The sequence below is a fragment of the Acidovorax sp. 62 genome (genome assembly GCF_002754495.1).
Classification (GTDB): Bacteria; Pseudomonadota; Gammaproteobacteria; order Burkholderiales; family Burkholderiaceae_C; genus Acidovorax.
Map to the genome: position 1 here is coordinate 1,672,270 of NZ_PEFJ01000001.1, position 12,439 is coordinate 1,684,708.

11 protein-coding genes are annotated in these 12,439 nt (G+C 63.1%); 2 read left to right on the top strand and 9 right to left on the bottom strand.

Annotated features, from left to right (window positions below; all coding sequences use genetic code 11):
• Window positions 1-40 precede the first annotated feature (40 nt).
• On the top strand, window positions 41-1,231 hold the full coding sequence (locus CLU86_RS07470; protein ID WP_099741173.1) for a two-component system response regulator: 1,191 nt from the start codon (window positions 41-43) through the stop codon (window positions 1,229-1,231).
• Window positions 1,232-1,267: 36 nt separating this feature from the next.
• On the opposite strand, the gene bioB is transcribed toward CLU86_RS07470, so the two are convergent.
• Entirely contained in the window at window positions 1,268-2,368 is a 1,101-nt protein-coding gene (gene bioB / locus CLU86_RS07475; protein ID WP_369803812.1) for a biotin synthase BioB, read from the bottom strand.
• A 122-nt stretch (window positions 2,369-2,490) separates the two neighbouring features.
• Here bioB and CLU86_RS22585 point away from each other — a divergent pair, with 122 nt between their 5' ends.
• Entirely contained in the window at window positions 2,491-2,748 is a 258-nt protein-coding gene (locus tag CLU86_RS22585; RefSeq protein ID WP_143226679.1) for a hypothetical protein, read from the top strand.
• 124 nt (window positions 2,749-2,872) lie between these two features.
• Here CLU86_RS22585 and CLU86_RS07480 read toward each other — a convergent pair whose 3' ends face one another.
• The 8 genes from CLU86_RS07480 to scpA form a co-directional block, all read right to left on the bottom strand.
• Complete coding sequence (locus tag CLU86_RS07480; RefSeq protein WP_158235578.1) at window positions 2,873-3,379, bottom strand: YegJ family protein; 507 nt, start codon at window positions 3,377-3,379, stop codon at window positions 2,873-2,875.
• Between the two features lie 185 nt (window positions 3,380-3,564).
• Window positions 3,565-4,035 carry a VOC family protein gene (locus CLU86_RS07485; RefSeq protein WP_099741174.1) on the bottom strand — a complete coding sequence of 157 codons (471 nt, stop codon included), beginning with the start codon at window positions 4,033-4,035 and terminating at the stop codon, window positions 3,565-3,567.
• A 98-nt stretch (window positions 4,036-4,133) separates the two neighbouring features.
• Window positions 4,134-4,979 (bottom strand): YdcF family protein, encoded by an 846-nt coding sequence (locus CLU86_RS07490; RefSeq protein WP_233194863.1) that lies wholly within the window; start codon window positions 4,977-4,979, stop codon window positions 4,134-4,136.
• Window positions 4,976-7,024: an acetyl/propionyl/methylcrotonyl-CoA carboxylase subunit alpha gene (locus tag CLU86_RS07495; protein ID WP_099741175.1), complete on the bottom strand. Its 2,049-nt coding sequence runs from the start codon at window positions 7,022-7,024 to the stop codon at window positions 4,976-4,978. Before CLU86_RS07495 ends, CLU86_RS07490 begins: the two co-directional genes overlap by 4 nt.
• A 21-nt stretch (window positions 7,025-7,045) precedes the next feature.
• Entirely contained in the window at window positions 7,046-8,578 is a 1,533-nt protein-coding gene (locus CLU86_RS07500) for an acyl-CoA carboxylase subunit beta (RefSeq protein ID WP_056062687.1), read from the bottom strand.
• A 37-nt stretch (window positions 8,579-8,615) separates the two neighbouring features.
• Window positions 8,616-9,677 (bottom strand): methylmalonyl Co-A mutase-associated GTPase MeaB, encoded by a 1,062-nt coding sequence (meaB, locus tag CLU86_RS07505; protein ID WP_255408824.1) that lies wholly within the window; start codon window positions 9,675-9,677, stop codon window positions 8,616-8,618.
• The gene (locus CLU86_RS07510) at window positions 9,674-10,138 is read right to left on the bottom strand and encodes a GNAT family N-acetyltransferase (RefSeq protein WP_369803813.1); all 465 of its coding nucleotides are present in this window, start codon (window positions 10,136-10,138) and stop codon (window positions 9,674-9,676) included. The genes meaB and CLU86_RS07510 overlap by 4 nt, the downstream gene beginning before the upstream one ends.
• A gap of 49 nt (window positions 10,139-10,187) precedes the next feature.
• Window positions 10,188-12,359, bottom strand: a complete 2,172-nt coding sequence (gene scpA / locus CLU86_RS07515) for a methylmalonyl-CoA mutase (protein WP_099741176.1) — start codon at window positions 12,357-12,359, stop codon at window positions 10,188-10,190.
• Window positions 12,360-12,439: the final 80 nt, after the last annotated feature.

The window sequence follows — 12,439 nt, forward strand, 5'->3', positions numbered from 1 at the left end:
CCTGAACGATAGATAACCACAACACACAAGGAGGTCCGCCATGAACAGCCCACTCGAACCCAACGGCAAATGCACCGTGCTGGTCGTGGACGACACGCCCGACAACCTCTCGCTGATGAGCGGCCTGCTGCGCGCGGACTACAAGGTCAAACTGGCCCCCAGCGGCGAGCGGGCCCTGCAAATTGTGGCGGGCGAGAGCAAGCCCGATCTGATCCTGCTGGACATCATGATGCCGGACATGGACGGCTACGAGGTGCTGCGGCGCCTGCAGTTCAATCCCGAGACCGAAGACATTCCCGTCATCTTCCTCACCGCCATGAGCGCGTCAGACGACGAAACCACCGGACTGGAACTGGGCGCGGTGGACTACATCACCAAGCCCATCAACCCCGCCATCACGCTGGCGCGGGTGCGCAACCACCTGCAGCTCAAGCGCGCCCGCGACCTGCTGGCCCACCACAACCACTACCTGGAGCAAGAGGTGGCCCACCGCACCCGCCAGGTGGCCGAGCTGCAGGACGTGACCATCCGTGCCATGGCCTCGCTGGCCGAAACCCGCGACAACGAAACCGGCAACCACATCCGCCGCACCCAGCACTATGTAGAGGCGCTGGCGCGCAAGCTGCAAAACCACCCGCGCTTTGCAGAAGAGCTGAGCGAAGCGGCCATCGCCATGATCTTCAAGTCCGCCCCGCTGCACGATATTGGCAAGGTGGGCATTCCAGACCGCATCCTGCTCAAGCCCGGCCCACTCACCCCCGAAGAGTTTGAAGTGATGAAAACGCATACGACGCTGGGCCTGGAAGCCATCTTGTCGGCCGAGCGCGAGACCACACAGGACAACCCGTTTTTTCGCTACGCCAAAGAGATCACCTACAGCCACCAGGAAAAATGGGACGGCTCAGGCTACCCCCTGGGCCTGGTGGGCAACACCATTCCACTGTCAGCACGCCTCATGGCCGTGGCCGATGTGTACGACGCACTGATCTCAGTGCGCGTTTACAAGCCGGCCTACAGCCATGAGCAAGCGGTGCAGATCATCCAGGACGGGCGCGGCAGCCACTTCGACCCTGACATGGTGGATGCCTTTTTGACACTGTCTGAGGAGTTTCGGCGCATCGCATTGCGCTTTGCCGATGGCGAGCCCGCCCTGCACCAGGAAGTCGACCGCATGGCGGCCGATCTGCCCGCCGAGGCCATCGAAACCATCGTGCTGGACACCCGCAAGTAGTCTGCGCGGGCCGTCTCACCCGCCCCGCGCCGTGTCTCAGCCGCAGGTGCTATCGCACGGCACAGCGTGGTGTGCTGCGCCGTCCTTCGCGCCACCCGTCACGCCGTCCTCTTGGGCCTGGGTGCGGTGCCCATTCAGTCCCAGCTTGGCCAGCAACTGCACATCGGCATCCACATCGGGGTTTCCCGTCACCAGCAGCTTGTCGCCGTAAAAAATCGAGTTGGCACCGGCCATGAAGCACAGCGCCTGCACGGCTTCGCCCATCTGCTGGCGCCCAGCCGACAAGCGTACGCGCGCCTTGGGCATGGTGATGCGGGCCACCGCAATCACGCGCACAAAGTCAAACGGGTCGATGGGGTCGCTATCGGCCAGTGGCGTGCCCGGCACGCGCACCAGGCTGTTGATGGGCACGGATTCGGGGTACGGCTGCAGGTTGGCCAGCTGCGCAATCAGGCCCGCGCGGTGCACGGGGGCCTCGCCCATGCCCACAATGCCGCCGCAGCACACACTGATGCCTGCGCTGCGCACGTTCTGCAGCGTGTCCAGTCGGTCCTGGTAGGCACGGGTGCTGACCACGTCGGTGTAGTACTCGGGGGCCGTGTCCAGGTTGTGGTTGTAGTAGTCCAGCCCCGCGTCTTTCAACGCCTGCGCCTGGTGCGATTCGAGCATGCCCAGCGTGGCGCAGGTCTGCAAGCCCAGGCCCTTCACCGCGCCAATCAGGGCGCTGACTTTTTCAATGTCGCGGTCCTTGGGCGCGCGCCAGGCGGCACCCATGCAAAAGCGGGTGGCCCCTGCGTCCTTGGCGGCCTGGGCGGCGCGCACCACCTCATCCACCTCCATCAGCTTTTCGGCCTTCACGCCGGTGTCGAACTCGGCGGCCTGCGGGCAGTAGCCGCAGTTTTCAGGGCAGCCCCCGGTTTTCACCGACAGCAGAGTGGCCAGCTCAATATCACCAGCGGGCCAGTTCTGGCGGTGCACGGTCTGCGCTTCAAACAGCAGGTCCAACAAAGGCTTGTCGAGCAGCGCCTGGATGGCCTCGACCGACCAGGGGCCTGCAGGCTGCGGCATGGCTGCGGGGCGGCGGTGCAACTGCACAGCCTGTGGCGTGGCGGCAGTGGGGGTAGTGAATCCGGACATAGGGTGCTCCTTCAATGCATCTGCCTGCACCCGCCGCACAAAGCGGCACGCGGGCAATGAGGGTGATGCGATGCCAGCAGCCCGAGCCGTGAGGTACAGCGCAGGCCACGCATCGCGATGAAGTGCGGATTCTCAAACGAAAAAAGGTGCAGCAGCGCGCCACAGGGTCACAAAAAGTGCCAAGAAAAATGGCGCTTTATCAGCAGGCAATTTCAGTGATTTTTCTGGACACAAAGACAGCCGTTGACGCCAACTTCGATGCAATTGAATGCGCAGCTGGATCCGCTTTGCAAGACCCAACGGTAACTGCAGACATCCCCGTGCCAACTGCAGTCAACACGCAGGGCAAGCACTGGGAGATAGCGCAGGTTTGCACGTGAAGTTGGGTGGATTTGGCCTGCGATGCCTGCGTGATGGCCGCCTATTGGCAAAAACCGCAGCGAAAATATGGCGGAGGCTGCACCCAGCGGCCTCATGCCCCCTCACACAGCCCTCTGCCCAGGCTCAGCACTCAAAACCGTAGTCGCGGCGGTAGCGCTGAGCGTCGGCGGCCGGCATGTGTTTGAACATGACGCACACGGTGTAGCTGCCCTTTTGCTTGCCGCCCTGCACATAGCCCCAGTCCGACACATCGGCCCGGGTGAACTGCACGCTCTGCCCGTTCTCCAGGTGCGTGACATAGCGGGGCTGACCCGCCAGGGTGCCTGTGAAGCCTTTGGAAGTGACCTGGAACGGCGTGACCCAGATGTGCTCGTCGTTGCCGCCCCCTGAGAACTTCACCTTGATCTTGAAGCCGTCAGCGCCTGCGGGCGGCTTGGCGTGGATCTTCAAAAAGTCATCCAGCGTGGCGCGGGCCTTGCCAATCGCTTCTTCCATTTCCGCGTCTTGCGAAGAAATGTTGTAGACCTTGTCCTTGATCTTGCCCCCCTGTCCCTGGCTTTGTGCCTGGGTGGGCAAAGAGAAGGTCATCAACACCGAGACCGCACCGACGGCCAGCAAAGAGAGTTTCATGGGCATTCGCACAAGGCTTGAACAAAGAAGCTGCGAATGTAAAACGGCACAAAGCACCGTGCCCCGGGCCCGCGTGAAGTGCTCGGGCCCAAGGGTGAAAAACTGCACACGATGGCGCGCCAAAACAAAACGCCTTGCTGCGCAAGGCAGCCAGGCGTTGGCTTTGGCACCGTCAGCGCAGCCGCTCAGCCCAATGCGGCAATCACATCGGCAGGCGCCTGCACCAGCTCAATCAACACACCCTCGCCCGCAATCGGAAACTCGTCGTTGCTCTTGGGGTGCAAAAACGTGATGTCGTAGCCTGCGGCGCCCTTGCGGATGCCACCAGGCGCAAAGCGCACGCCTTTGGCGGTGAGCCATTCCACCGCCTTGGGCAGGTCGTCGATCCACAGGCCAATGTGGTTGAGCGGCGTGGTGTGCACGGCGGGTTTCTTGTCAATGTCCAGGGGCTGCATGATGTCCACCTCCACCTTGAAGGCGCCCTTGCCCATGGCCAGAATGTCTTCGTCCACGTTCTCGCGCTCGCTCTGGAAGGTGCCGGTTTGTGTCAGGCCCAGCATGTCGACCCACAGGGTTTTCATGCGCTGCTTGTCGGTGCCGCCAATGGCGACTTGCTGGATGCCGAGGACTTTGAACGGGCGGGTACTAGCGCTCATGATTTACTCCTGAATTGATAGCTTCTAGCGCTTTCAGAATAAGCGCTAGAGGCCTATTTGATTTGAAATATGAACTGAAATATGGGCCACATCTCCGCTCACAGTTCACGCAGCAACCAGCTGCTGGCCATGGCGAAATACTCGCGCAGCCAAGCGTTGTAGCGGATGTAAAGCGGTGTGGGCGCCGCCACGGCCAGGGCGCAGGTGTAGCCGATCTTCTGGGCAATGCGCTGTGCGCGCAGGGTGTGAAAGTCGCTGGTCACCACCGCCACGGCAGAGTCCAGCCCCAAGCCCTGGGCTTGCAGCAATGGCAGGCTGTACTGCAGGTTCAGCTCAGTGCTGGTGCTGCGCTCTTCCTGAAGGATACGCGCCGGGTCCAGGCCCTGCTCGCGCAGGTAGTTGCCCATGACCTGGCCTTCGCTCAGCGTTTCGCCAAAGTCCACGCCGCCCGACACCACCACCCAGGCCTGCGGGTGCGCAGCGGCCAGCGCATGCGCTGTGTCCAGACGCGCCCGCAGCGCGGGCGACGGCTGCCCCTTGGGCGTGCCACTGCCCAGCACCACGATGGCCTGCGGAGTTACCGCCTTGTCAACCTGGCCCAAGGCGTTCACCTGCTGCACCAGCACGGCCCAGAACACCCCCACGCTGCACGCCCACGCCGCCAGCAAGAGCCAGCCTGTGCGCCACGCCAGGCGGCCCCAGCGCAAACGGTGAAACCCGTCACGCACCCCGTGCCAGCGCGCGCCCACAAAGCACAGCACCAGCCCCAGGGCCGCAGGCACGGTCACGCCCACCATGAAAAAGCCCATGGCCATCAGCACCAGGGCATCGGCCAGCAACACGCCGCCCACCAACAGGCAGGCGATGCGCGCCCAAGGCCAGCCACGGCGGCGCGCGCCACCGTGTCCGACAGTGCGGGCCGCCATGCCCAAGGGCTGGGTCACTGGAATTCCAGAATGATCTGGTCCACCGCCAGCGAATCGCCCTTGCCCGCCGTGATCTTGCCGACCACGCCATCCTGCGCGGCAAAGAGGATGTTCTCCATCTTCATGGCTTCAATGACGGCCAGCTTCTCACCCGCTTGCACCTTCTGGCCGGGCTGCACCGCCACATCGACCAGCAGGCCGGGCATGGGCGAGAGCAGGAACTTGGAGAGATCTGGCGGTGCCTTAAAGGGCATCAGCTTGTGCAGCTTGGCACCCAGCGGCGACAGCACCAGCGCATCGATCTGCGTGCCGTTGTGCGCAATGCGCAGCGCCAGCGGGTTCTTGCCCACACCGCGCTCCACCTGGGCGGTAAAGCCCTGGCCGTTGCATGCGCCCTGCACGCGAATCTGGCCCAGCGTGGCGTTGCTACTGATTTGGTAGCTGCTACCGCCCACCGTTACTGCGCTAGAGCCCGATTTGTCTTCAAAGTCGGACACCGTCACCTCGTGGTGCTGGTTCTGCCCTTCGGCGCCCAGCGTGACCACCACAAACTGCTCGCCCACCTTCACCTCGTGGCCGGCCAGTTGGCCGCTGATGCCGGAGGCGCGTGCGCGGTAGCGGCGGTTCATGAACGCGGCCAGCGCCACCAGGAACAGCGGGTCGCTGTGCGGCACGTCTTCGGCGTGGAAGGCCTTGCCGTAGTTCTCGGCAATGAAGCCGGTGTTGAAGTCACCCGTCACAAACTTGGGGTGCGCCAGCAACGCGGCCTGGAACGGGATGTTGCTGCTGATACCGCGAATCACAAAGCCGTTCAGCGCCGCGCGCATCTTGGCAATCGCATCGTTGCGGTCCGTGCCGTGCACGATGAGCTTGGCGATCATCGAGTCGTAGTACATGGGGATCTCGCCGCCCTCGTACACGCCCGTGTCCACCCGCACGCCCAGCTTCTTGCTGGTGTCGGACTGGAACATGGTTTCCTCCGGCGGCTGAAAGCGCACCAGGCGGCCGGTGGACGGCAGGAAGTTGCGGAACGGGTCTTCGGCATTGATGCGGCACTCAATGGCCCAGCCGTCGCGCTTCACATCGGCTTGCGTCAAGGGCAGCTTCTCGCCTGCGGCCACGCGGATCATCAGCTCCACCAGGTCCAGGCCGGTGATGCATTCCGTGACCGGGTGCTCCACCTGCAGGCGGGTGTTCATTTCGAGGAAGTAGAAGTCTTGGTCCTTGCCGACCACGAACTCCACCGTGCCCGCGCTCTGGTACTTGACGGCCTTGGCCAATTGCACCGCTTGCTCGCCCATGGCCTTGCGGGTGGCGTCACTGATGAAAGGCGACGGCGCCTCTTCGATCACCTTCTGGTGGCGGCGCTGGATGGAGCACTCGCGCTCGTTCAGGTAGATAACGTTGCCGTGGCTGTCGCCCAGCACCTGGATCTCGATGTGGCGCGGCTCCTGCACAAACTTCTCGATGAAGATGCGGTCGTCGCCAAAGCTGTTGCGGGCCTCGTTCTGGCAGCTGGCAAAGCCTTCAAACGCTTCCTTGTCGTTGAACGCCACGCGCAAGCCCTTGCCACCGCCCCCGGCCGAGGCCTTGATCATCACGGGGTAGCCAATGCCCTTGGCAATCTCCACCGCCTGCTCAGGGCCAGCGATGGCGTCGTTGTAGCCCGGGATGGTGTTGACCTTGGCCTCGTTGGCCAGCTTCTTGGACGCGATCTTGTCGCCCATGGCCGCAATCGAATGCGCCTTGGGGCCGATGAAGGCAATGCCTTCGTCCTCGCAGCGTTTGGCGAAGGCTTCGTTCTCAGAGAGGAAGCCATAGCCGGGGTGTACCGCTTGCGCGCCCGTCTGCTTGCAGGCCGCAATGATCTTGTCGGCCAGCAGGTAGGACTCGCGCGAGGGCGCCGCGCCAATGTGCACGGCCTCGTCGGCCAGCTTGACGTGGCGGGCTTCCTTGTCGGCGTCGGAGTAGACGGCCACAGTCTTGATGCCCATCTTGCGGGCAGTAGCGATGACGCGGCAGGCGATTTCGCCACGGTTGGCGATCAGGATTTTCGTAAACATGTTCTTATGCTCCTTGTCCGCTCACAGTGGGATGTTGCCGTGCTTGCGCCATGGGTTTTCCAGCTTTTTGTCGCGCAGCATCACCAATGAGCGGCAGATGCGCTTGCGTGTCTCGTGCGGCAGGATCACATCGTCGATAAAGCCACGCGCACCGGCCACAAACGGATTGGCAAAACGCTGCTTGTATTCGGCCTCACGCGCGGCCAGCTTCACGGGGTCGTTCTTGTCTTCGCGGAAGATGATTTCCACCGCGCCCTTGGCGCCCATCACCGCAATCTCGGCGTTGGGCCAGGCCAGGTTCACGTCGCCGCGCAGGTGTTTGGAGCTCATCACGTCGTATGCACCGCCGTAGGCCTTGCGGGTGATGACGGTGATCTTGGGCACAGTGCACTCGGCGTATGCGTACAGCAGCTTGGCGCCGTGTTTGATGATGCCGCCGTACTCCTGGCTGGTGCCGGGCATGAAGCCGGGCACGTCCACAAACGTGACCACGGGGATGTTGAACGCATCGCAAAAGCGCACAAAACGCGCGGCCTTGATGCTCGACTTGATGTCCAGGCAGCCCGCCAGCACCAGCGGCTGGTTGGCCACGATGCCCACGGTCTGGCCTTCCATGCGGGCAAAGCCGATGAGGATGTTCTTGGCGTACTCGGGCTGCAGCTCGAAGAAGTCCCCATCGTCCACCGTCTTGAGGATCAGCTCCTTCATGTCGTAGGGCTTGTTGGGGTTCTCGGGCACCAGGGTGTCCAGGCTCAGGTCCATGCGGTCAGCCGGGTCGTTGCTGGGGCGCACCGGGGCCTTCTCACGGTTGTTGAGCGGCAGGTAGTTGTACAGGCGGCGCAGCATCATCAGCGCCTCCACGTCGTTCTCAAACGCCATGTCGGCCACACCGCTCTTGGTGGTGTGGGTCACAGCGCCGCCCAGTTCCTCGGCGGTGACCTCTTCGTGCGTCACGGTCTTCACCACTTCGGGGCCGGTCACGAACATGTAGCTCGAATCTTTGACCATGAAGATGAAGTCGGTCATGGCGGGCGAGTACACGGCGCCACCGGCGCTGGGGCCCATGATCATGCTGATCTGCGGAATCACGCCGCTGGCCAGCACGTTCTTCTGGAACACGTCGGCATAGCCGCCGAGGGACGCCACACCTTCCTGGATGCGGGCGCCGCCCGAGTCATTGAGGCCGATGACCGGTGCGCCGACCTTCATGGCCTGGTCCATCACCTTGCAGATCTTTTCGGCATGGGTTTCGGAGAGTGCTCCGCCAAACACCGTGAAATCCTGGCTGAACACGAACACCAGGCGGCCGTTGATCATGCCGTAGCCCGTCACCACACCGTCGCCGGGGATCTTGTTGTCCTCCATGCCAAAGTCGGTGCAGCGGTGCTCGACAAACATGTCCCATTCCTCGAACGTGCCGTCGTCCAGCAACAGCTCGATGCGCTCGCGCGCGGTGAGCTTGCCCTTGGCGTGCTGCGCATCAATGCGCTTTTGCCCGCCGCCCAGGCGTGCGAGGGCACGCTTTTTCTCCAGTTGATCCAGGATGTCTTGCATGGTCGTCCTTTGGTGAATTCGGTTTATTGCTTACGATTTATTTGATAGCTGCTTGCGCTTGTCCAGCTTGCGCTAGCAGCAGATTTCGTGCTGCAGTCGATGCCGCAATGCGTCCTGCGGCCACATCGGCCTGCATCTGGGGCAGTAGCTCACGCACCTGCGGGTGCTGGCGAAACGCGAGCTTGAGGCCTGCGTCGATGCGCTCCCACATCCAGGACAGCGCCTGTTTCTCGCGCCGCGTGGCCAGGCGGCCGTTGGCGGATTGCAGCTGGCGGAACTGCGTGACGGCGGCCCAGAAACTGTCTACGCCCTGCCCCAGCAGCGCGCTGATTTGCACTACCTTCGGGTGCCACAGCGTTTCGTCGTGGTGCGCGTTCTCGGGGTTGCCGTGTTGGCTGAGCAGGCGCAGGCTCGATGTGATCTGCGCCTCGGCGCGCGTGGCGGCGTTCTTGTCGATGTCGGCCTTGTTGATGACCACCAGGTCCGCAATCTCCATCACGCCCTTCTTGATGGCCTGCAGGTCATCGCCCGCGTTGGGCAGCTGCATCAGCACAAACATGTCCGTCATGCCCGCCACCGCGATCTCGCTCTGGCCCACGCCCACGGTTTCGACAATCACCACGTCGTAGCCTGCGGCCTCGCAGACCAGCATGGCCTCGCGCGTCTTCTCGGCCACGCCGCCCAGCGTGCCGCTGGAGGGGCTGGGGCGGATGTAGGCCTTTTCGTGCACCGACAGGTGTTCCATGCGCGTCTTGTCGCCCAGAATGGAGCCGCCCGAGACGGTGCTGGAGGGGTCGATGGTGAGCACGGCCACGCGGTGGCCCTGGTCGATCAGGTACAGGCCCAGGGCTTCGATAAAGGTGGACTTGCCCACACCCGGAACGCCGCTTATGCCAAGGCGGAAAGCTTTGCCGGTGTGCGGGAGCAGCGCGGTGAGCAGCTCGTCTGCCTGCGCGCGGTGGTCAGTGCGGGTGGATTCGAGCAGCGTGATGGCCTTGGACATGGCGCGGCGCTGCACGACACCAGCGTCACCGGCGATACCGTCCAGCAAGCCGCTGACCGAAGGCTGCCGCGCAATCGTGGTCGGGGACGCGGTCATTCGGCACTCTCCAGAGACCGCCACTCGTAGTGCACATCTACGCCTTCCTCGCCCGTCTTCACGAAACCGTGGCGCTGGTAGAAGCGGTTGGCGTCACTGCGCTGCAGCGCAGTCACGCGCAGCACCCTGCCTTCACGGCGAGCCCTGTCCTGCACTTGGGACAGCACTGCAGCGCCTACACCAGCGCACTGCCAGTCAGGGTGCAAATACAGGTGCTGCAGTCGCAAAGCGCGCTCGCCCTCAGGGCGCACCGTGACAAATCCCATGCGATGTCCGTCGGGTGCCTGCAAATGTTGCATGTGTTCGGGCACGAAAGCCGCGCGCAGTCGTTCGCGAGAGCGCTCTGGGGTGTACCGCCCCACTCGCTCCAGGCTTTCACGCATGGCAGCCGTGCGCAACACCAGCATGGGCTCGAAGTCAGCCTCGACCACGGGATGCAAGGTGAATGCAGGGGTGTTCAATGCAACATCTCCAAACGGCACTCCACTAAGCGCGTGGGCGATACCTCACTCATGCTACGAAGGCCTTGCGAATCTGCTCCAGCACATCCTTCGCGCTGGCCGGAATCGGCGTGCCAGGGCCGTAGATGCCCTTCACACCCGCTTCGTACAGGTGCTCATAGTCCTGCGCCGGAATCACCCCGCCCACAAACACGATGATGTCGTCCGCACCCTGGTCCTTGAGCGACTGGATGATGGCGGGCACCAGCGTTTTGTGGCCTGCGGCCAGCGTGCTCACGCCCACGGCGTGCACGTCGTTCTCGATGGCCTGGCGGGCGCATTCCTCGGGCGTCTGGAAGAGCGGGCCCATGTCCACGTCAAAGCCTAAGTCGGCAAACGCGGTGGCCACCACCTTGGCGCCCCGGTCGTGGCCGTCCTGGCCCAACTTGGCGATCATCACGCGGGGGCGACGGCCTTGTTCTTCGGCAAAGGCGTTGATTTCGGTCTTGAGTTTGTCCCAGCCTTCGGCCGAGTCATAAGCGGCTGCGTACACACCGGTCACCTTTTGCGTATCGGCGCGGTGGCGCCCAAACACCTTTTCGAGCGCGTCAGACACTTCGCCCACGGTGGCGCGCAGGCGCACCGCCTTGATGGCTAGGTCCAGCAGGTTGCCGCTGCCGTCTTCTGCTGCAGAAGTGAGAGCATCCAGCGCTTGCTGGACAAGCGCTGGGTCACGTTTTGCCCGGATATTTTTCAGGCGCTCAATCTGGCCGTCGCGCACCTTCATGTTGTCGATCTGCAGGATGTCGACCGGGTCTTCCTTGGCCAGCTTGTATTTGTTGACGCCAACAATCACGTCCTTGCCGCTGTCAATGCGCGCCTGTTTCTCGGCGGCAGCAGCCTCGATCTTGAGCTTGGCCCAGCCGCTGTCCACGGCCTGCGTCATGCCGCCCATGGCTTCGACCTCTTCGATGATCTTCCAGGCGGCATCCATCATGTCCTGGGTGAGCTTCTCCATCATGTAGCTGCCGGCCCAAGGGTCGATCACGTTGGTGATGTGGGTCTCTTCCTGGATGATGAGCTGAGTGTTGCGCGCGATGCGGGCACTGAACTCGGTAGGCAGCGCGATGGCTTCATCCAGCGCGTTGGTGTGCAGGCTCTGCGTGCCGCCGAACACGGCTGCCATGGCTTCGATGGTGGTGCGCACCACGTTGTTGTACGGGTCCTGCTCGGTCAGGCTCCAGCCGCTGGTCTGGCAGTGGGTGCGCAGCATCAGGCTCTTGGGGTTCTTGGCGCCGGTCTCTTTCATGATGCGGCACCACAGCAGGCGCGCAGCGCGCATCTTGGCCACTTCGAGGTAGAAGTTCATGCCGATGGCCCAGAAGAAGCTCAGGCGCCCGGCGAACTCGTCCACATCCAGGCCCGAGGCGATGGCGGTCTTCACATATTCCTTGCCGTCGGCCAAGGTAAAGGCCAGCTCCAGCGCCTGGTTGGCCCCAGCCTCCTGCATGTGGTAGCCCGAGATCGAGATCGAGTTGAACTTGGGCATGTTCTTGGCCGTGTAGCCAATGATGTCGCCAATGATCCGCATCGAGGGCTTGGGCGGGTAGATGTAGGTGTTGCGCACCATGAACTCTTTCAGAATGTCGTTCTGAATGGTTCCTGAGAGTTGGTCTTGCGAGACGCCCTGCTCTTCGGCCGCCACCACGTAGCCTGCCAGCACGGGCAGCACGGCGCCATTCATGGTCATGGAGACGCTGACCTTGTCGAGCGGAATCTGGTCGAACAGGATCTTCATGTCCTCGACCGAATCGATCGCCACGCCCGCCTTGCCTACGTCGCCCGTCACGCGCGGGTGGTCGCTGTCGTAGCCCCGGTGGGTGGCCAGGTCGAAGGCTACCGACACACCCTGCCCGCCCGCGGCCAAGGCCTTGCGGTAGAAGGCGTTGGATTCTTCAGCGGTCGAGAAGCCTGCGTATTGGCGAATCGTCCAGGGGCGCACCGCATACATAGTGGCCTGGGGGCCGCGCAGGTAGGGCTCAAAACCAGGCAAGGTGTTGGCGTACGGCAGGCTGGCTGTGTCTTCGGCGGTGTACAGCGGCTTGACGGTGATGCCGTCGGGTGTCACCCAGTTCAAGGCGTTCACATCGCCACCGGGGGCCGACTTGGCCGCCGCCTTGGCCCATGCCTCTAGCGAAGCGGCAGCGAACTCGGGGGCGTTGTTGTGGGGTTTGTCACTCATGGCGAAAGCTTCTCCGAAGATGGCGTGGGTGCGTAAAACGGCGCGAGGGCTGGTCCCGATGTGGCGGCGAGTTTACATCA

Coding starts and splice junctions, on each gene's coding strand:
- CLU86_RS07470 (WP_099741173.1), top strand. CDS start 41: ATGAACAGCCCACTCGAACCCAACGGCAAATGCACCGTGCTGGTCGTG.
- bioB (WP_369803812.1), bottom strand. CDS start 2,368: ATGTCCGGATTCACTACCCCCACTGCCGCCACGCCACAGGCTGTGCAG.
- CLU86_RS07480 (WP_158235578.1), bottom strand. CDS start 3,379: ATGAAACTCTCTTTGCTGGCCGTCGGTGCGGTCTCGGTGTTGATGACC.
- CLU86_RS07485 (WP_099741174.1), bottom strand. CDS start 4,035: ATGAGCGCTAGTACCCGCCCGTTCAAAGTCCTCGGCATCCAGCAAGTC.
- CLU86_RS07495 (WP_099741175.1), bottom strand. CDS start 7,024: ATGTTTACGAAAATCCTGATCGCCAACCGTGGCGAAATCGCCTGCCGC.
- CLU86_RS07500 (WP_056062687.1), bottom strand. CDS start 8,578: ATGCAAGACATCCTGGATCAACTGGAGAAAAAGCGTGCCCTCGCACGC.
- meaB (WP_255408824.1), bottom strand. CDS start 9,677: ATGACCGCGTCCCCGACCACGATTGCGCGGCAGCCTTCGGTCAGCGGC.
- scpA (WP_099741176.1), bottom strand. CDS start 12,359: ATGAGTGACAAACCCCACAACAACGCCCCCGAGTTCGCTGCCGCTTCG.